Genomic DNA, 19,593 nt, shown 5'->3' on the forward strand with positions numbered 1-19,593 from the left:
GTCTCCCTCCTCCCGCCATGCTTCGTTTCCTCCGCCTGATCTTCCTCAGCATTGTTTCCGTATTGCCGGGAGTGCAGCATGCCGCCGACACTTTCACCCTGACGGTACTGGAGATTCCTGACATCCAGCGTGGGGCGGGCCTGGCTATCGTGATGCAGACTCCGTCTGGCAAGACCTTCCTGTACGACACAGGCTCCGCATATCCGGAGCGGCTCTCCTCAGATGGATGGCAGGCAAACTTCAATGCTGGCCGGGACTTGATAGTTCCCTTCCTCAAGCAGAACCACATCTCCAGCGTGGATGCCGTCCTCATCAGCCACGCCCACTATGATCACTTCGGTGGCCTCATGTGGCTGAAGGACAACTTCCCCATCAAGAAGCTCATCGACTCCGGCTATGTGTTCCCGGGCTCTTCCGATCAGCAGTACACCGGCGAACTCGGTGACTACAACAGACTGCGCGATGAGTTCAAGAATCGCGGCCAGCATCTTGCTGCCTTCACCAGTGACACGCTGGATCTAGATCCCGCTCTCAAGATTGAAGTCCTGGCCCCACCCAAGACCTACTTCACGGATCCCCTGCCCGACAAACGCGCAAAGAATGATCCCCCGGCCCACTATCTGGTGAACTCCAACTCGCTGGGTGTCCGCATCCAGCATGGTGATGTGGTCTTCTACCTTCCCGGAGACATCCAAAGCGAGGACATCGATGCCAGCCTGCTGCCGTCCGTGGACCATGCGAAGCTGAAATGCCACGTGCTTATCGCTCCCGGTCACGGCATCCATTGCACCAAGGCCTTCACCGAAGTGACACGCCCGGAAGTTTCCATCGCCAGTGTCTTCGAGCGCTATGCCCGTGGCTTGAAGTCCACTCCCATGCTCAAGGCCGTGGGCACAAAGACCTATATCACAGGTCTGAATGGACGCATCCAGGTCGTCTCAGATGGCAAGTCCTACAAGGTCACCGCGGAGCGCGAAGACGCGCCAACTCCGAAACCGGCTGCGAAGTAGTCGGCCTGCTCTCCAGCCACCCCGTCCTCCTCTCCTCCACTCACAAGACTTCAATCATGCTGCGTTGTTCCCTTTTCACGCTCCTCACTGCCGCCGCGCTCCTTGCCCCTGCCGCCGCTGAGCTTCAGCCCAAGGATCGCCATGTGATTCTCATCAGCATCGACGGCTTCCCTGCGTGGCTGTGGAAGGACCCTGCAGTGACTGTACCGAATTTGCGCAAGCTCGCAGCAGACGGCGCGCAGGCAGAGGCAATGACGGTCTCCAACCCCTCCATCACCTGGATCAATCACACCACGCTGGTCACCGGCGTGAACCCACGCAAACACGGTGTGCTCTTCAATGGCCTCCTCGTGCGCCAGGGTCCCGACAAGCCGCCGAAGATCGAGCAGTGGGCGGACAAGACGGACATGGTCTTTGCCCCGACCCTTTACGATCTCGCTCATGAAAAGGGACTCGTCACCGCCGAGGTGGATTGGGTGGCCGTGACGAAAGCGCAGACCATTGATTGGAGCTTTCCCGAGCTGCCATCACCCGAAGGCAAGCTGGAGCAGGAAATGATCGCCGCGGGCGCCATCACGCCTGAACAGATCACCTGGATGCAACTCGGTCCGCAGCGCAAGAACATCGCATGGATTGACACCATGTGGACGAACGCTGCGTGCTACGTCTTCAAGAAACACCAGCCGAACCTCTTGATGTTTCACGTGCTGAACACGGACCTCTCCCACCACGTCTACGGTCCCGGTTCTCACGCAGGCTACACGGCATTGGCCTATGCGGACCGGCTCATTGGCGATCTCGTGAAGGCCGTGGATGAAAGTGGTCTGCGTGACAAGACCACCATTGTCATCAGCACGGACCATGGTTTCAAAAAGGTGGACAAGTACATCTACCCTAATGTGGTGCTGAAGAAGGCCGGACACCTCACCGCTCTTGGCCCGAAAATTACCACCTGCGAAGTCGCCGCCATGACCCAGGGCGGCATGTGCTTTGTCTATGTGACTGACCCAGCCCGCAAAGCCGAACTTCTGCCCAAGCTCAAGGAACTCCTCGCTGCGACGGAAGGCATCGACAAGGTCATCGACGGCACCGAAGGCCCCACGCTGGGAATGCCTCTCCCCACGGAGAATCCAGGCATGGGTGATCTCATCCTCTACGCCAAGGCAGGCTTTGCCTTCAACGCTTCTGCTGCTGGTGAAGAAGCCACCGGCCCGACCACCAACTACGGCGGCACCCACGGTTACCTGAACAGTGATCCGGAACTCGACGGCATCTTCATCGCCTCCGGCGCCGGCATCAAGCGCGGCGTGGTCATCCCCCGCATGGCGAATCTGGATGTCGCGCCAACCATTGCGAAACTGCTGAAGTTGGAGATCCCCAATGTGGACGGGAAGGCGCTGGGAGAGGTGCTGGAGTGAGATGACCCCTCCCTCTCTTGATCACACTGCCTCCTATTAGGGAGGTAGAACCTCCAGAGAGGCCACCACTCGATCCACCACAGGAGCCAATGTGGGATCCATGAGGAATATCTGCAATTGCCACATCGTCGAGCCACGCGCCACCACCACAACATCAATGCGCAGGTCGGCACCTTGGATTTTGGTATGATAGACCGCTTTTCGCGCATCCAGGTTCGAGATGCGGAGAGCAGTCGCGGAATACTTTGGGTCCGTATCTCCAAGCTTGGCCGCCGAGTTTGATATCGCGCCTCTAATGGCGCCATCCAGATTTGGCACGATACCGGCCTTATATTCAATTCTATTGAGTCCAACGCGCAGCTTGTTTGCGCCCTGTTCCCCCTCCCACATAGAAACAGACTCCAGCATCGGCTTCACCTCATTTGCCGCAGACATCAAGCGCCTGGCTGTATCCGGACGGTTTTCCAGTTTGAATGGAATATCCAGGGCAGCGCCGACTACTTCACGGCGCTGCCAAGCCTCTTCCGATGAGACACTTGGGGCATCCGGCGTTTTGGCAGCAGTACTGGATCTGGAGGACGTCCAGAGTCCGAGACCGACAACGACCGCAAAAGCCAATACCAACAACCCCAAGCCCAGACAGCAGGTGATTACTTTTTCTTTGCTTGAGGCAGGCGCATCACTCATGGCGGCACCGTGCACGGGGTCTTTCTCAAAACCACACGATTCTCCGAGTTTTTTCGCCACCGAATCATTGGTCCTATCCGTAGTTGGACGTTCGCCATTTGGGCTGAGACCTCCCTTGCGTTTCCCGTTTCCTCGCCCTACCGATATTCAGCCAACTCCCGCCCTTGGGCGTATCCATTCTCTCAATGCTCACCAAACGCATCATCCCCTGTCTCGACGTTCACGACGGCCGTGTCGTGAAAGGCACGAAGTTCCTCGATCTGCGCGATGCGGGGGATCCGGTGGAGTGTGCCGTGGCCTACAACAACCAGGGAGCGGATGAACTGGTCTTTCTGGACATCACGGCCTCCAGCGATGAACGCCGCACCATGGTGGACGTGGTGGAGCGCACCGCGGAGCGTTGCTTCATGCCGGTGACCGTGGGTGGTGGCATTCGCACCGTGGCGGACATGCGGCAGATGCTGCTGGCCGGCGCAGACAAGGTCAGCGTGAACACCGCGGCCATCTTCAATCCTGAAGTGGTGGACGAGGCCGCGAGTGCCTTCGGCTGCCAGTGCCTCGTGGTCGCCATCGATGCCAAGCGCAACGAGCGCGGCTCCTGGACGGTCTATACCCATGGCGGTCGTAAGCCCGCCATCCGTGATGGCAAGGAACTGGACGCCATCGAGTGGGCCGCAGAAGTGTGCCGGCGCGGTGCGGGCGAGATTCTTCTCACCAGCATGGATGCCGATGGCACCAAGGCCGGTTACGACCTCGGCCTGAACCGCACCGTGAGCGAAGCCGTGACCATCCCGGTCATCGCCAGCGGCGGCGCGGGCAATCTGGATCACATGGTGGATGTGTTGCGTGATGGCAAAGCCGATGCCGTGCTGGCCGCGAGCATCTTCCACTTCGGTGAATACACCGTGGGCGATGTGAAGCGCCACTTGCAGAAGCATGATATTCCGGTGAGGCTGTAATCAGTCACGCGGTCGCGTAGACGAAATGACTTGTGGGGCACGCGTGAATGCGAGATCCTCATGCCATGTCTGACTTCATTTGGGACCTCTTCCAGCAACAGCAAATTAACGATGCCGAGGAGCAGGCTCGGAACGCCCAGCACAGGGCTGCATCCACCCAGGGTGATCTCGCGGACCTGACCAATCGAGTAGAGCGGCTCTCCCTGATCTGTCAGGCGATGTGGGAGCTTCTTTCCCAGCACACGCACATTTCGAATAACGATCTCATGCGCAAGGTGGTGGAAGTGGATCTGCGCGACGGCAAGGAGGATGGGAGAATCGCCGCACGCGTGATCCAGTGTCCCAAGTGCAAAAACAACGTGAACACGCAACGCCCCCGTTGTGTCGTATGTGGCAGCGTGATCGCCACGAAGCATCCCTTCGAGGTGTAAGAGCCGCACCCACTACCAATCTCACCTTCTCCCAATACGAACCAAACCATGCTACCCGAGCGCTCCACAAGCCCCGAACAATTCCCCATTGGTGGAAACAAGGTGGAGTCGGTGCAAGACCGACTCACCCGCCAGGAGAGACGGCTGGACCGTCTCGCACTTCACTGCCAGGCCATGTGGGAAATGCTGCGAGAACGCGCCGAGTTCACGGAGGAAGAAATCTCCGCGAAGATCCTGGAAGTGGATCTCCGCGATGGCCGCGCAGACGGTCGCATCAGCCAGCAGGTGGCAACCTGTCCAAGCTGCAAGCAGAGGACCAGCACCAAACGCGAGACGTGTGTCATCTGTGGAGCGGAGCTTGGCAGGAATCTCGCTTTTGAAGTTTAAGACGCTCTGCCTCCCGGGAGCACCCTGCCAACGCTGCTCATGTCATGGCTGAGGATGCCAGTCCACATCATCAGGCTGAAGCTCGCAGCCAGGCAGCCGCATGGTGGGGCGGCGGCATTTCCATCTTCCTGCTCGCCTATATCCTGAGCCCCGCGCCCCTTGCCTGGGTGTATGAGCGGTTCGGATGGGGAAGTCCTCAGTGGCCCAAGCATGTGTACGCACCCCTCATCGTGCTCTACGATCGGTTTGAGCCCGTGAAGAACTTCTACGACGGCTATGCCAAGCTGCTCGGACTGGATCACATGTGATGGCTGCATTTCCTTCTGGTGCGACCGCGCAGGCCGTGCCACTCTCAGGGAATAGGAACACCCCACCACACTTCTTTTCTCACCACGACCATGAGCATCACCGCGCAACTCACCGAGGACATCAAGACCGCCATGAAGGCCAAGGACACCGTGGCCCTCAATACCGTGCGCTCGCTCAAGTCCGCCCTGAAGTATGCCGCCATTGAAAAGCACGGCGCCGATGGTGAGCTGGACGACACTGATTCCATCGTGGTCATCCGCCGCGAGATCAAGAAGCGCCAGGACTCCGTGTCCCAGTACGAAGCCGCCCAGCGCTCGGAACTGGCCGAGGTCGAGAAGGCTGAAATCGCCGTACTCGAAAAGTATCTGCCTGCCGCCATGAGCCAGACCGAGGTGGAGAAGCTGGTGACCGACGCGATTGTAGAGACCGGAGCCACCTCCAAGAAGGACATGGGCAAGGTGATGAAACTCGTGCAGGAGCGCTCCGCTGGCCGTGTGGATGGCAAGACGCTGAGCGCAGAGGTGAACAAGCGGTTGAGCTAAGGCTCACACTGCGCTTCAGGAACAGGCGTGTCACTGCGAGATTCCTGGAACATCGCCGCACAGTCGCGTGAGCTGCGCGACCAGCCGCTGGCGCGTACCCTCTTTGACACGCCGCTGGTAATCTTTCGCGATGCCTCAGGCGTCGCGCAGGCCTTGCTGGATCGCTGCGCTCATCGCAACATGGCTCTCTCCGAGGGCAAGGTGAATGCCGGTTGCGTGGAGTGCCCTTACCACGGTTGGCGCTATGATGGCGCAGGCCACTGCCAGCACGTGCCATCGCTGGGTGACAATGCAAAGCCCCCACGTGTGAGTGTGCGCTCCTTCCCCGTGGTCGAGCAGCAGGGCTTCATCTGGGTATGGATGGGAGATGACCCGACGACAGCCGCATCCAGTCGTCCCTATGAGTTTGCCCATCTCGATGATCGCGGATGGACGACTTTCGTGATGAACACCCGCTTCGAGGCAAGTGTGGAAGCGTGCCTGGAAAACTTCCTGGACTGCCCGCACACGGTGTATGTGCACAAGGGATGGTTCCGCAGCCCGGACACCCGTGTGCTTCGCGCGCACGTCACGCGCGATGCCACGAGTGCTTGCGCGCAGTTCGAGGGCGAGCCCATTTCCACCAGTGTGGTGTCGAAGCTTCTATTTCCCAAGGGGAAGGAAGTGGTGCACACGGATCGCTTTATCCTGCCGAACGTCAGCCGCGTCGACTATGCCTTCACACCGGAGCGGCACTTTATCATCACCTCCCAATGCACCCCGATCAGTGAACACGAGTCTCAGGTGTACACGGTCATGACGTATGCCTTTGGCAAAATCGGCTGGCTGGTGCGGTTGTTCTTTGAGCCGCTCTCGCGGATCATCATCGGCCAGGATGTGGATGTGTTGAAGCGCATGACGCGGCAGCTTCGACGCTTTGGCGGAGCGCAGTTCTCCCACGTGGAGACGGATCTCCTCGGTCTGCACATCCAGGGCATGCGGAGAAAAATGGAACGCGGTGAACCCCAAGACGCAGATGCCCCCGGACGAACCATCGAGATCCGCTTTTGAACTCCTGCTGGCGCATCGTGGACTCATCGCGCTGCTGGTACTCTCCGCCACCGTGGGAGTATTCTCCGTGGTGCAGAACAGCGGCGCCATCGTCGGCGGGCGCATCAGCCCACCGAAGATCGCGTGGCTGAACTTCGCGCTCTACATGTTCGTCGTGCTTCCGGTCGTCGTAGGCTGGTATGCGCCGGTGGATGCCGCCACGGCCCGGCTCTATCGCATCGTCTTCTGGAGCTTCCTCATTCGCGGGGTCATTGAGTTCTACATGCTCTATGTCACCCGATCGTGGCGGTGCGGGTATGGCATTTCTCACGACTTGCTCACCGCAATGCTGGTGATCATTTTCTGGCAGAGCGCAGGAGGGCTGACCGTGCTGCTGCTGGCCACGCTCATCATTGAGGCACGCATGGCCAAGATCTTCCGGGCCCGGGTGGATCCCGCCACGGGCGTTTACTTTGCCGACAACAGCGCCCACTTCGCCGCAGTGAATCGTTTCACCTGGTGGGTCAATGCTGCCCTCTACCCCATCCTGGGGTGGCTTCTGTGGAAGAATCATGCATTGTTCACCGCAGCATAAGATGAAACAGCTTTCCAGTGAAGTCCGCCGCGTGACCAGCCTCTCTGAGGCAGAGGTGCACGGGCTCTTCGCGCTCTTCGCCACCTGCTATGAGGCGGTGAACCTGGAACAGTTCACCGCCGACCTCTCCGCCAAGGACGATGTGCTGCTGTTGCGTGATGCTGGTGGCGTCGTGCAGGGCTTCTCCACCCAGGTGACCCGTCGCTTTGAAATCGAGGGCCGCGTCGTCCGAGTGCTCTTCTCGGGAGACACCATCATTGCCCCAGAATGGTGGGGCACCCAGGAACTCGTGCGCGCATGGTGCCGCTATGCAGGACGTGTAAAAGCGCGACACGGGGACGAGCTTCTCTACTGGCTGCTCCTTTCCAAAGGGCACCGCACCTATCTGTATCTGCCGCTCTTCTTTCACCGCTACCATCCACAGGCAGGCTCGGAGGATGTCGCACTCCCCCATATCAAGGACGTGGTGGCATCGCAGATGTTTGGGGAAGACTACTGTGCAGCGTCTGGCCGGTTGGAGTTCGTCTCATCCAAGGGGCATCTCCGCAGCGCGCTTGCGGATGTGCCCACCGCGCGCGACCGGCGCGTGCATGTGGCCTTCTTCCTGGAAAAGAATCCGCGCTACGCAGAAGGTCACGAGCTGGTGTGCCTCGCGGAGATCTCACCGGAAAATATGCGCGGCGCGGCGCGACGGCATTTGCTGGAAGGCATGCAGGGTGAAGACTGCACGCCGCTTCCCGCAGTCCCGTGGGGTAAGCCCGCGGTGTGCTGAGTGCCTATCTCCCATCCTGCGCAGATCTTTCTCATGCTTGCACACTTCGCCTGGAAGAGCCTCTGCCGGCCAGCGTACCGGCGTTTGCTATCGGCGATGCGCGACCCTCACAAGGCTCAGGAGAAGGTACTGGCTGGCTTGCTCCAAAAGAACGCCGCATCTCACTTTGGGAAAACGCACTCCCTGCATCCGCGCATGAGCGTGCGAGAGTTTCAGCAATCCGTGGCCGTCTCCACCTACGAGGATCTGCGCCCACTCATCGAGCGGGCCGCAGGTGGCGAGCCAAATGTCCTCACCTCTGAGCCGGTGCTGATGTTTGAGACCAGCAGCGGCTCCACCAGTGCCGCGAAGCTCATCCCTTACACGCGCTCCCTGCGTGCTGAGTTCCAGGAGGCCATCCGCGCCTGGATATACGATCTGTACGTCTCTCACTCCGCCATCGCACGCGGGCGGCACTACTGGAGCATCACACCACTGCACCGTGAACAGCGCAAGACCAGCGGCAGTATCCCCATTGGCTTCGATGACGATGCGGAATACCTCGGTCGTGTTGAACAGTGGCTCTCCTCGAAGCTTTTCGCCGTGCCAGCCTCCGTGGGCAAACTGCCGGACATGGATGCCTGCCTCGCCGCAACGCGTGAGCACCTGCGCAAAGCAAGGGATCTGCGGTTTATCTCGGTGTGGAGTCCAAGTTTTTTGGAACTGCTGCTGGATGGTTTTGAGGAGTCGCCCGCTGAACTCTGGCCTGACCTCACGGTGGTGAGTTGCTGGGGCGATGCCGCATCGCGATCCGGATACGCCTCGCTTCAGAAACGACTGCCGGGAGTGAAGCTTCAGGCAAAGGGCCTGCTCGCAACGGAAGGGGTCATGACCATCCCGCTCGAATCCTTGGGCGGGTGTGTGCCGTGCCTGCACTCCCACTTCTATGAATTCGTGCGCGCCGATGCTTCCCACGGAGACGCCGAAACACTCTTGTGCGATGAACTGGAAGCCGGAGGTGAATACTCCATCCTGATGACAACCGGCGGTGGACTCTGGCGGTATCGCATCGGTGATCGGGTGCGGTGTGTCCGGCTGGAGGGCAGGACTCCCATCCTCGAGTTCGTAGGCAAGGAGGACGGAGTGAGTGATTTGAAAGGCGAAAAGCTCAACCCACATTTCGTGGGACGTGCTCTGGATGCCCTGCGACTCAAGCACCATCTCGGCACCGCCTTTCTCATGCTGACACCATCTGATGATGGAGCCTCCTACACCCTGTTGGCTGAGCTTGGCCAGCGCCCGGCTCCATCATCACTTTCCACGGATCTCGATGAACTTCTCCAGGAGAATCCCCATTACCAATACTGCCGCGAGCTCGGCCAGCTGGATGCCGTTCGCATTGTCCCCGTCTCGGCAGACGCAGCCACACGCTATCTGCAGCGCAGCATCGCGCTCGGCCAGCGTGCAGGAGATGTCAAACCGGCAGCCCTCCACCGCGAGCGCGGCTGGGAAGCGTGGATGAAGCCTTGAGTTCGTGATTCCCCTGCTCTGTCACCATGCCGCTGCGCTTCCGCCTCGCCACTGCTGAAGACGACGCTGCCCTACGTCGTGCCTTCGCTGCCACTCCGATGGAGGGCGGCATGCGTCTGGCATTCGAACGTGAGCCGTCCTTCTTCGATGCGTTGCGCGTGCAGGGTGACGTGACCCAGGTGATCATCTGCGAGGAAACGAACGCAGGTGAAATCATTGCCATTGGCACGCGGTGTCTCGCGGACGCTTTTGTAAACGGCACTCCCCAGCGCGTGGGGTATCTCAGCGATCTGCGCATCCTCCCGCAGTGGCGCAAGGGAACTGTCCTGGCTCGCGGATGGAAGTTTCTCCTCTCGCTTGATGAAGATGGTCTCGTGGATCTTTATCACACGGCTATCTTTGCCGAGAATGCGGGCGCCAAGTCAGCACTCACCCAGGCGCGCGCCGGCGTTCCGCAGTATCACCCCTTGGGAGGATTCATCACCGCGGGAATTCATCCCTCCCACTCAGCGCCGCCAGTGTCGCCACATCTTCGGGTCACCCGCGGAACGGCATCTGAGCTTCCTCATATCGTGGAATTCTTGAATGCACACAACACCTCACGCCAGTTCGCGCCCGTGCATCGGGTGGAGGACTTTGCGCCCGGTGGTCGCTGGCGGGATTTCCGCATCGAGGACTTCTTCCTGATACGCAATGGTGCAGACCTATGCGGTGTGGGCGGTGTGTGGGATCAGGCGGCATTCAAACAGACACGTGTGCTCGGCTACACCGGCAAATGGCGCTGGTTCTACCATCTCTCGCAGCTCACGCACCGCGTCCTCCCTGTGCCACGCCTTCCTTCACCAGGAGAGCACTTTCGATTTGGCTATGGCTGCTTCATGGCCTGCCCATCGCAGGATCCAGAAGTCTTCCGCCAGCTGGTGCATGCGATGCGCCACGAAGCCTCCAAGCGCGGATGGATGCACCTTCTCCTGTCGCTGCACGAGAACGATCCGTTGCTTCCCCTCTTGAGCGACATTCCCCACACACCTTTCCGGGCCGAGTTGTTCTGGCTGAGCCCTCGTGGCACTGGGGCCACTCCCCATTCACAGCTCGTGCCGCATATTGAAGCAGCACTGCTGTAGCACTCGCGCATTGATCCCGCAGACTGCACGAAGCGCCGCGTCTTTGAGGGCACATTGCATGGTGCACAGGCTCTTTCGGTGGAAGCGCATGATGGACATACGCCTCATCGCAAACGCCCAGCATCTACTGCCACGCGGATGGCACCGCGCATGCGCCATAAGCAAGGGCAACCATCTCGAACCCACACCCCCTTGCCACCATGCTCTCCTACACCATCACATTCCTCATTGTCGCGCTGCTCGCCGCCGCGCTCGGTTTCACGGGCATTGCCGGCACCGCCGCAGGCATTGCGAAAGTCTGCTTCTTCATCTTCCTGCTGCTGTTCCTCGTGTCGCTTTTCACCGGACGGAGAGCAGCCTGACTCTCCCGCGCGCAAAAGCCGCCAGTCCCGTGGGTTCAGCGAGCCTCACGGGACTGTTTTTTGCCAATGCGTCAGCAGTGCCGGACCCACTCCCGTGGAGCTTGGGCCCGGCTCTTGCTTACTGGGCAATGCGGTAGCGCTTGCGCTTCCGGTACAGGGTCGCGGCGTCGATCCCGAGTACTTCCGCGGCCTCGGCCAGAGACTGTGTGTTCTCCACGATGCGGCGGATGTGTTCCTGCTCCAGGGACTTGATGCTGATGCGTGCTCCTGGCACGACCTGTTCGCCGTTCGTCCCGGACTCGCCAGGTTTATGTCCGTTCTGGCCCAGTTCCTCGGTCAGGGAGATGAGGGCTCCCATGAATTCGTCGACCGGCGTGTGGTCTTCACAGGTCGCATAAGGCACGACCCTGAGGGCGGGACATGTGTGCTCCACCTCCTTCAGGACATTTCGGCTGGATCCAGGGGCATCGTTCGCTGCGGGTACGTGCCAGAGGGCAAGGTCATATGGCTGGTGAAGGGCGCTGGACAGGGCTTCACCGCTATCTGGCACGACGGTGGCGCGGTGCCCCGCCGCTTGAGCTGCCTGCGTGGCGGCATGGTGACTTTTTGCATCATTGTCGATGATGAGAATATTCATGAGGTACTCCTCCTCCGCACATTCAGGGATGCGGATAAAATTGGGTTGTTCTCCCCTTGGTGTTCAGAGCCTTCTCACGCCACCGACGCGACCTCAGGGGGTTGATGAGGGCACGCAGCGGCAAGGTGCCACGGCGTTGAAAAGGCTGCGTTGCGGGACTTAGTAGTGGGTGTTTTGATCGGCCTTCTGCTCGATCTTGGAGCCAAGCTTTTCCACGTCACTGCCGAAGCCTTTAACTGTCTTGCAACTGCTGAGCGCGCCACTCATGGCGACAGCAGCACAGGCGAGAAGTGCAAACTGTAGAAGTGTTTTCGCTTTCATTTCAGGTGATGTTGGTTTGGACACCACCATAAAGCGCATGACTCCGGCCAAGTCGGTCAACTTTTACACAAGTCTCTCTTTATCAGACGCTTGCACACATCGAATCCGGACTGAAGCGCACAAAATCCCATGCAATTTGCACCGGATAGACCCATAAGGGTGAGGCGTTCTGCACGAAATATGCCCGTACCAAAGCAGAACGCGATAGGCTCCCTAGACGCGGATCATATCCTTCACCACTTGGAACCAGAGATAGAAGCAACCACGCCAGGAGTAGCGGAAATGCTCTGCGCCTTCACGGACAATGACTCCTGCGGTGAGGTTGTGGTTGATCTGCTCGCTCAAATCCGTCGCCAGCGTGGTGTGTAGCGTGTCCGGGTCCTGGGTGGCAATGTCCTCCGGCTTCACTCCATGCTTTTGCAGGTAGGCATCGTGAGCCGTGAGCATTTCATCAAACGTTTCCGCGGTATCGCACCGCTGCAGACGCTGCTGCGGCGCCAGCTTCATGGTGAAGCTGAAGGGATAGTTTGTCGTCACATAGGTCACCCCGTCCTTGGCGCGGGAGGTGAGGCTGGCGTGGGAAAATACAAACCCGTCCTGCTGTGCGACACTCACCGTCGCCTGCATCTTTTTCTCGTGATGGTAAAAGATGCGGACAAAGTGGTCGGTGGCATCCCATTTCCAGCCGGCGTCATCGGCCTTGCTGAAGCCGGATTCCTCCACCTCGGAGGTGATGTCATCCAAATCAGGGAAAATCTCCCGCGACGGCGGGAAGCGGTGGCGCACCTCGCTGTGCAGGGGAAAGCGCAGTTTGCGCACACGACCCACAATCTCCACCCAGGGGAAAAGCACCCAGAGGGAGAGCGCAAAGGCACCCCAAGCGTGGCTTTCTCCAGCCAGAAAATAGCCGCCCAGATACGTGGCTGCGAGCACGGCGAGCCATCCCACCTTGGAGAGCCAGCGGTTGTTGAACGTGCGGCACGCGTATGCGAAAACCAGCAGTCCGATGATAATCAGCACTTTTGACATGGACGAATGGGATATGGGGATCGGACAGACAACCAATGCACGATTTATGCAAATTGCAAACCCTCATCAGGCCTGCGGCGTCGTATGACCTCATTGATCATGCGTTTGAACCCGCCCCGTTGGACGCGTTCACCTTGCATGAAAAATTGAATCCATACCACCCAGTCCTCTATGAACTTCTCCGCACCGGACCTCTCCGAGCATCCTCCCCGCAGCGTACGCATCCGCCTCGGCGGCTATGTCATCCTCCCACGCATGCTCGACAAGTGCCGCGCTGAAATCAAAGGAACCCAGGGGCCCTATCACTATGCGTGTCCGATCGATCAACGCTTCCTTCAATTCACCGGAGTTGATTCCGATGCCTTGAAAGCCGAAGTCGCCAAGGGACTGGGCGATGGTGAGTTGCTCGAATGGATTCAGAAGAATGCCAAGAACGCCCGCGCTGACTGGGAAATCTCCCAATGGAGTGCGCACCAGGAATCCACTGCACCAGGCGCGACGGGCTCACGTGAGTTCGTTAATGAACAGATCAAAACTGCCGGCCTCGACAAACGAAGTGATCTCGCCACGTGGTTCGACTGGCTGGATGCGGATGACTACGTGAGCTACGGCGGCAAGGCGTGAAACCCGCGCCGTCATCACCCTGATTACGTAGAGAAAAAAATCCGTGCAGCGCTCTTCAACGCTGCACGGACGAATACATCAGTCGCGGTTAGCGGTCGATCACTCGTGACCAGGGCAGTACCAGTGGCTTTGTCCATCGCACCACACATGACCATGGTGATGGCAATGGTGACCACAGAAGCGGCTGCCACAGATGTGCTCACCGCCTCCTCCGCCACCGCCGTGATGGCCACGACGACGGTGTCCCATTGTATCGGGAGTCGTGTTCGCTGGCGTATTGGTGGAGAGGTCCTGGGTCTTGTCCTGTTGCTGGCTGATGGGTGCAGATGCTGACGGCAGTGACACTGCCGACCAGACGGTGCCGCCTGCGGTGAGCAGCAGAGCGGCGGAAATAACGAGTAGCTTTTTCATGGAATAGCGTTGCGTTTGGTTTGTTTAAATTGGGAGGTAGATTCAAGAGGTTGGCGTACGTGCTTACCTGCGAATGAATACATATCCGATACCGGGGATATAGATCTGGGTGCCGCCTTCGCTGTGATGGTGACCGTGGCCATGATCGTGTCCTCCTTGATTGTGTCCGCCATGTCCGTGGCCATGATCACCATGGTGATCGTGTCCCCCATGCCCGCCGTGGTCGTGACCGTGACCTCCGTGTCCGCCATGATCATGGCCGCCATGACCGTGTCGGTCTCCGTCTCCATGACGATGGTCGTGGTCCCGCGCAGAGGCTGTGGTCGGAGCCAGGGCCAAAGCGGTAGCTACGACGAGGGAAGTGAACAGAAATTTCATAAAGGGGGTTATCAGGTGGTTTTCTTCGGCCGCATGTTTGTGATTCTGCAGCCACCACCTTCGACGGAGCCCCTTTTCTCTTATTCAGGCCACCATCATTATTTTTTGGCGGCGTGCACAACTCGCCATGTGCGAGCACGCACGCAGTGCTTGTGCTCACGCAGTTCACGACTGGGTGAATTCCCTCCACCTCGGAGGCATCAACTGCCACACGTGCCGTCCGGCTAGATCAAATGCTGTCAGGCCAGCACGCCGCGCACGACATTACCCGGCTGTCCATTCAGGATGGTTTCATTCCGTGAACCGCGCTTGTACGCCAGCTTCTCCGCATTGAGTCCCATCAAATGCAGCACCGTGGTGAGATAGTCATGATGATACACCACATCCGTCTGCGCAAAGAGGCCGAAGTCATCCGTGCTGCCATGCACGTGGCCGCGCTTCACACCACCGCCGGCCATCCAGATACTGAATCCATCCGTGTTGTGATCGCGACCCGGCTTGCCCTTGCCGCGTCCTTGAATCACCGGCAGGCGCCCCATCTCACCACCCCAATACACCAGCGTGCTGTCCAGCATGCCGCGTGATTTCAGATCGGTGACGAGCGCTGCGCTTGGCTGATCCACTGTGGAGCATTTCCTCTGCAGTGCTTCGAAGATGTTCTCATGCATGTCCCAGGAGTAGTCCCAGATCTGCACGAACCTCACGCCTCGCTCCACCAGCCGGCGCGCGATGACACATGCTTCACCGAGGCGGCGCGTCCGATCATTGTCCAGGCCATACATCGCACGCGTAGCCGCGGTTTCCTTCTTCAAGTCAAACACCTCACGCGCGGCGATCTGCATACGGGCGGCCAGTTCATAACTCGCCATGCGAGCCTGCAGGTCATGCTCGCCAGGGAATTGTTCAAGGTGCCGCCGGTTCAGCGATTCCAGCAGATTGAGCTGCAGATCCTGCGGTGCGCCTTTCAGGTACGCGGGCGGATCCAGATTCATGATGCGCGGCTCCTGCTCGCGCACGTGTGTTCCCTGGAACATCGAAGGCAGCAGCCCGCTGGCCCAGAAAGGGGAACCGGGAGGATTCTTCCCCACCACCAGCGCCACGAAGGCGGGCAGGTTCTGATTCTCACTGCCGAGCCCATAGGTGAGCCAGCTCCCCAGAGCAGGGCGGCCGTTGAGGCCAGTGCCGGTATCCATGGCACGCATGCCGGCCACGTGATTGCGGATGCCCTTGAGGTTCATCGAGCGCACCAGGCAAATGTCATCCGCGATGCCCGCAGTGTGCGGAATGAGTTCGCTCAGTTCCATGCCACACTCACCGTGCTTCTTGAACTCGAAGGGACTCGCCATCACCTCACGTGAGGCGCCACCGGCATTGTCGAATTTGATCTCGCCACCGGGGAAAAGCTTGCCGTCATACTTCTTGAGCAGCGGCTTGGGGTCGAACATGTCGATGTGGCTCGGCCCGCCCCCCATGAAGAGCGAGATCATGGCCTTCGCCTTTGGAGCATGATGCGGCGCCTTGGGGAGATTGTCATACACCGCGCGCTCCAGGATTGGCTTCTCCGGATTCACTGCGGCGAGCACACCGTCATCCTTGAGCAAGCTGAGAAATCCCAGCGCGCCAATATTCATGGCGCTGCTGCTTAGGAAGTGACGGCGAGAAAAACAATCCGACATGACCCGCACATTACGCGGATTGTCGGGGTGTTCTGTCTCCTCCCAAGAAGTGCGCCTACATTATATGAGACATGAAATGGAACATGACCAAAACGCGTCTTTTTGTGCCGTCCTTAAGTCGGCACAACCGGTACGGTCAGGACACCAGTCGTCAAGTTGACCAGCGATCCGCGAAGGATTACCATGCCCCTCGCACACCAGTTGGTTCTCACTCCTCGCCCACTGTAAACGTCACATTCGCCAGCTTCGCCTTGGACATCGCATTCATCACATCAATGATGCGCTCGTAAGAGGCCTGTTCCTCCGCGCGAATCGTCACCAACACCTTATCCCCACGCGCCACCGCGTCTGCTGAGATGCGCTGAAGGGCCGCGGTGAACAGTGGCATCGCCTTCTGTCCGGCGGCATCATATTGCTCCTCGTTCATCATCACGACGCCGTCCTCTGCAATCACGACATCCAGTTCGGTGGGCGGCAACACGGCCCGCTCCTTGTCGTCATGGGCGGGGAGACCAAAGGAGAGATGCCGCTCCATCTTCACGGAGTTCGCCATCACCATAAAGAACAGCATGATGACAAACACCACATCGATCATCGGGGCGATTTGAAAACCCACGTTGACCGGCTCGGTAGAGATGGCAGAGGACTTCATGCCGCGATTACGCCATGGAACCGCGGCCTGTGTCGAGCACAATCTGCGTGCGCCGCCTACTCCACGTAGAGAAACCGGTTCGAGCCCAGCAGCACCTGGCACAGACTTGCCAGGGCACGCCGCTCCAGTTCCTCGGGCTTCGCCGCGGCATTGGTTCCCTTCAACACCTTCGCCTGTTCCGTGAGATAAGAAGCCAGCGAATCGACTTCGGTGACAGCATCCGGCACTCCGAATACCAACTGCCACGCCAGTGCCGCCTGCTTGCGCACATCACTCCCTGCTTCAGCACGCACCCGCTTCGCGAGGAAATCTGCCTGCTCCACCACAAACGCGCTGTTCATGAGCAGGAGGGATTGCGGCGCCACCGTGGAGCTATTGCGCAGCTCGCAGTTCGGTTCCATCTGTGGCGCGTCGAATACTGCCAGCACCTGCGCCGGCAGGGAACGCTTTTGCGTGACATAGATGCTGCGTCGGAACAACTGCTCCGCCGGCAGCGGCTTGTCGGAGCCCACCACGGTCTGGTTGTTTTCATCCACCCGCACCGGCACCGGCGGACCGGCAGGCTGGGTGTTGAGTGTGCCGCACACGGCGAGTGTGGCGTCACGGATGACCTCGGCCTCGAGTCTGTGCACGGGATAGCGCCACAGTAAGGCGTTGGCCGGATCGCGTGCCTCGCCAGCAGGTGTCTTCTTCGAGCTCTGCCGATACGCGGCGGAGGTCATGATGAGGCGATGAAGCTTCTTCAGGCTCCATCCCTGCGTCATGAACTCACTAGCCAGCCAGTCCAGCAGTTCGGGATGGCTTGGCTTTTCCCCCTGATGGCCAAAGTCGCCGGGAGTATTCACCAAACCGCGACCGAAGTGGTGCATCCAGAACCGGTTTACCAACACCCGCGCCAGCAGCGGATGTTTCCCACTGGTGAGGTGCTTCGCAAAGGCCAGTCTGCGCCCCGTGCCCGGCACTGCCGGATCATCCGCCATGAAGTCGAAGGGCTTGTCCGGACTCAGCACCGTGAGATCTCCCGGCCCTACCGCATCACCCGGAAGTTCGCGATTCCCCCGCATGAAGACCTGGGTCACAGGAATGGTCGTCTTGCTGCCGTAGGCCACTGGCTCCGCGAGCACACGGACAAAGTTTTCCTGCGGCTTCTTCGCCCGGATAGCGGCCGCTCGCGCCGCATTGTCATCCTGCATCTTTTTCAGGTCATTCTCGCGGCCGTACTTGGCGAGAAAGAGATTCAAGATGCCCACCGAGGGCGTGACCTTGATGCCGGGATATTCCTCCACCAGCTTCTTCTGTTCTGCGGTCAGACTTTTGACATCCTTCTGAAACGCCAGTCCCGCTTCACGGCACTTCTGCTGCAGATCCGGCGCGAGCGCCTTCACCTCCTGCTCGAAGACCCAGTCGCGAAGCTCCACCAGCTGCGCCTGGAGTTCCTTCTCCACCTCCACCGCCTGCTTTTCCAACTCAGCGCTCGTCGCGCGCTCTGTCGTGGTCAGGAGGGATATGCGGCGCTGCCTCGGCTCGCGCCACTGCTTCCAGTCCAGCGCGGGTTCGAAGATGGCACGCAGCCGATAGAAGTCCTTCTGCAGGATGGGATCAAACCGGTGGTCGTGACACTCCGCACAACCCACGGTCATGCCCATCAAAGAACTGCTCACGATCTTCACCGTCTCGGTGACGACTGCATTCTTCGCGAGATCCTTGTCCATGCGCTCGGTGCCCGTGCCATCCGGTGCCATGCGCAGGAATCCGGTCGCCGTCAGCTTGCGTGTCTGATCCGGTGTGAGATTCACCGGAGGCGAGGGGATCATCTCATCGCCGGCGAGCTGCTCGCGGATGAACTCATCAAAGGGCAGATCCGCATTGAGTGACTGGATCACATAGTCGCGGTAGCGCCACGCATCATCGCGATCCGTGTCTTCATCGTTGTACCCCTCAGAGTCGGCATACCCCGCCACGTCCAGCCAATGACGTCCCCAGCGCTCGCCATAATGTGGAGACTCCAGCAGCCGGTCGATCAGCTTCTCATAAGCATCGACTCGTGTGTCCTTCTCAAAAGCCTCCACTTCTTCTGCAGAGGGTGGCAGGCCAATGAGGTCGAATGACGCACGCCGGATGAGCGTCGCCTTGTCTGCTTCGGCACCGAACTGAAGGCCTGCCTTCACCAGCCTCGCTCGCAGGAAGGCATCCACAGGATTCGCCTGCGCGCCCTCAGGCACCTTGGGATGCTTGATTGGTTGAAAGGCCCAGTACCCACGCTCCTCTTCGGAAATGACCGTTCCCGGTGCCAACACGGCAGGCTCCGCGCGCAAGGTCTTCGCACCTTCGGATATCCACTGCTCGATCTTCGCAATCTCTGCGTCCGGCAACTTCTTCCCACCCTTGGGCATGTCGCCGCTCTTAAGCTGCTCGATCAACAGACTTTTGTGCGCGTCCCCCGAAATGATGGCCGGACCGCTCTCGCCACCCTTCTCCATGAGATGCTTCAGCCGCACATCAAGACCGCCTTTGATCTCCTTCTCCTCACCGTGGCAATGGAAGCAATGCGCCTTGAGAACAGGACGGATATCCCGTTCAAACATAAGGGGCGCTGCCTGTACGAAGCCACTTCCGGCCATGCCAATGAGCGTGGCAGGAAGGGCGTGTAGAAACGAAAATGACCGCAGTTGTCGCATGTGATTTGAAGCGACAAACTACGGTCCAAAGCCCTCCGCCCTTTCGAGGCGGA

General features: G+C 59.4%; 23 protein-coding genes. 14 read left to right on the plus strand and 9 right to left on the minus strand.

Annotation, left to right across the window (positions count from 1 at the left end; translation table 11 throughout):
• The first annotated feature begins 17 nt into the window (after positions 1-17).
• A complete protein-coding gene (locus G5S37_RS28490; protein WP_165209177.1) occupies positions 18-1,010 on the plus strand; it encodes an MBL fold metallo-hydrolase in 993 nt (330 codons plus the stop codon).
• 56 nt (positions 1,011-1,066) lie between these two features.
• Positions 1,067-2,428: an alkaline phosphatase family protein gene (locus tag G5S37_RS28495; RefSeq protein ID WP_240914735.1), complete on the plus strand. Its 1,362-nt coding sequence runs from the start codon at positions 1,067-1,069 to the stop codon at positions 2,426-2,428.
• 36 nt (positions 2,429-2,464) lie between these two features.
• Here the strand turns inward: G5S37_RS28495 and G5S37_RS28500 are convergent, their stop codons facing one another.
• Positions 2,465-3,175, minus strand: coding sequence for a hypothetical protein (locus G5S37_RS28500; protein WP_165209180.1), 711 nt, complete (start codon positions 3,173-3,175; stop codon positions 2,465-2,467).
• Between the two features lie 125 nt (positions 3,176-3,300).
• Between G5S37_RS28500 and hisF the strand changes: the two genes are divergently transcribed.
• The 11 genes from hisF to G5S37_RS28555 all read left to right on the plus strand — a co-directional run bounded on the left by hisF (position 3,301) and on the right by G5S37_RS28555 (position 11,134).
• Complete coding sequence (hisF, locus tag G5S37_RS28505) at positions 3,301-4,074, plus strand: imidazole glycerol phosphate synthase subunit HisF (protein ID WP_165209183.1); 774 nt, start codon at positions 3,301-3,303, stop codon at positions 4,072-4,074.
• Between the two features lie 65 nt (positions 4,075-4,139).
• Positions 4,140-4,505, plus strand: a complete 366-nt coding sequence (locus G5S37_RS28510; protein ID WP_165209186.1) for a hypothetical protein — start codon at positions 4,140-4,142, stop codon at positions 4,503-4,505.
• Between the two features lie 48 nt (positions 4,506-4,553).
• Entirely contained in the window at positions 4,554-4,892 is a 339-nt protein-coding gene (locus tag G5S37_RS28515; protein ID WP_165209189.1) for a hypothetical protein, read from the plus strand.
• Positions 4,893-4,936: 44 nt separating this feature from the next.
• Entirely contained in the window at positions 4,937-5,200 is a 264-nt protein-coding gene (locus G5S37_RS28520; RefSeq protein ID WP_165209192.1) for a hypothetical protein, read from the plus strand.
• Between the two features lie 90 nt (positions 5,201-5,290).
• Positions 5,291-5,743, plus strand: a complete 453-nt coding sequence (locus G5S37_RS28525) for a GatB/YqeY domain-containing protein (protein ID WP_165209195.1) — start codon at positions 5,291-5,293, stop codon at positions 5,741-5,743.
• Positions 5,744-5,770: 27 nt separating this feature from the next.
• Positions 5,771-6,793, plus strand: coding sequence for an aromatic ring-hydroxylating dioxygenase subunit alpha (locus tag G5S37_RS28530; RefSeq protein WP_165209198.1), 1,023 nt, complete (start codon positions 5,771-5,773; stop codon positions 6,791-6,793).
• A complete protein-coding gene (locus tag G5S37_RS28535) occupies positions 6,759-7,367 on the plus strand; it encodes a hypothetical protein (RefSeq protein ID WP_165209201.1) in 609 nt (202 codons plus the stop codon). Before G5S37_RS28530 ends, G5S37_RS28535 begins: the two co-directional genes overlap by 35 nt.
• Before the next feature lies 1 nt (position 7,368).
• Entirely contained in the window at positions 7,369-8,139 is a 771-nt protein-coding gene (locus G5S37_RS28540) for a hypothetical protein (RefSeq protein ID WP_165209204.1), read from the plus strand.
• A 33-nt stretch (positions 8,140-8,172) separates the two neighbouring features.
• Positions 8,173-9,648 carry a GH3 auxin-responsive promoter family protein gene (locus G5S37_RS28545; RefSeq protein WP_165209207.1) on the plus strand — a complete coding sequence of 492 codons (1,476 nt, stop codon included), beginning with the start codon at positions 8,173-8,175 and terminating at the stop codon, positions 9,646-9,648.
• A 26-nt stretch (positions 9,649-9,674) separates the two neighbouring features.
• On the plus strand, positions 9,675-10,772 hold the full coding sequence (locus G5S37_RS28550) for a hypothetical protein (RefSeq protein ID WP_165209210.1): 1,098 nt from the start codon (positions 9,675-9,677) through the stop codon (positions 10,770-10,772).
• Positions 10,773-10,972: 200 nt separating this feature from the next.
• Positions 10,973-11,134 (plus strand): DUF1328 family protein, encoded by a 162-nt coding sequence (locus G5S37_RS28555; protein WP_165209213.1) that lies wholly within the window; start codon positions 10,973-10,975, stop codon positions 11,132-11,134.
• Positions 11,135-11,252: 118 nt separating this feature from the next.
• On the opposite strand, the gene G5S37_RS28560 is transcribed toward G5S37_RS28555, so the two are convergent.
• From G5S37_RS28560 to G5S37_RS28570, 3 genes are all read right to left on the minus strand, one after another.
• Complete coding sequence (locus G5S37_RS28560) at positions 11,253-11,771, minus strand: helix-turn-helix domain-containing protein (RefSeq protein ID WP_165209216.1); 519 nt, start codon at positions 11,769-11,771, stop codon at positions 11,253-11,255.
• Positions 11,772-11,930: 159 nt separating this feature from the next.
• On the minus strand, positions 11,931-12,152 hold the full coding sequence (locus G5S37_RS28565; protein ID WP_165199478.1) for a hypothetical protein: 222 nt from the start codon (positions 12,150-12,152) through the stop codon (positions 11,931-11,933).
• Positions 12,153-12,305: 153 nt separating this feature from the next.
• Entirely contained in the window at positions 12,306-13,121 is an 816-nt protein-coding gene (locus tag G5S37_RS28570) for a hypothetical protein (RefSeq protein WP_165209219.1), read from the minus strand.
• Positions 13,122-13,292: 171 nt separating this feature from the next.
• On the opposite strand from G5S37_RS28570, the gene G5S37_RS28575 reads away from it, so the two are divergent.
• Positions 13,293-13,745, plus strand: a complete 453-nt coding sequence (locus G5S37_RS28575) for a DUF5069 domain-containing protein (protein ID WP_165209222.1) — start codon at positions 13,293-13,295, stop codon at positions 13,743-13,745.
• Positions 13,746-13,844: 99 nt separating this feature from the next.
• Here the strand turns inward: G5S37_RS28575 and G5S37_RS28580 are convergent, their stop codons facing one another.
• The 5 genes from G5S37_RS28580 to G5S37_RS28600 form a co-directional block, all read right to left on the minus strand.
• Positions 13,845-14,156, minus strand: a complete 312-nt coding sequence (locus G5S37_RS28580) for a hypothetical protein (protein WP_165199480.1) — start codon at positions 14,154-14,156, stop codon at positions 13,845-13,847.
• Positions 14,153-14,446, minus strand: a complete 294-nt coding sequence (locus G5S37_RS28585) for a hypothetical protein (protein ID WP_165199482.1) — start codon at positions 14,444-14,446, stop codon at positions 14,153-14,155. Before G5S37_RS28585 ends, G5S37_RS28580 begins: the two co-directional genes overlap by 4 nt.
• A 327-nt stretch (positions 14,447-14,773) precedes the next feature.
• Entirely contained in the window at positions 14,774-16,165 is a 1,392-nt protein-coding gene (locus G5S37_RS28590) for a DUF1501 domain-containing protein (protein WP_240914736.1), read from the minus strand.
• A gap of 253 nt (positions 16,166-16,418) precedes the next feature.
• Positions 16,419-16,862 (minus strand): biopolymer transporter ExbD, encoded by a 444-nt coding sequence (locus tag G5S37_RS28595; RefSeq protein WP_165209228.1) that lies wholly within the window; start codon positions 16,860-16,862, stop codon positions 16,419-16,421.
• Positions 16,863-16,918: 56 nt separating this feature from the next.
• Complete coding sequence (locus G5S37_RS28600; RefSeq protein ID WP_165209252.1) at positions 16,919-19,447, minus strand: PSD1 and planctomycete cytochrome C domain-containing protein; 2,529 nt, start codon at positions 19,445-19,447, stop codon at positions 16,919-16,921.
• Between the last annotated feature and the right edge of the window lie 146 nt (positions 19,448-19,593).

The sequence above is a fragment of the Roseimicrobium sp. ORNL1 genome, assembly GCF_011044495.1.
Lineage (GTDB): Bacteria > Verrucomicrobiota > Verrucomicrobiia > Verrucomicrobiales > Verrucomicrobiaceae > Roseimicrobium.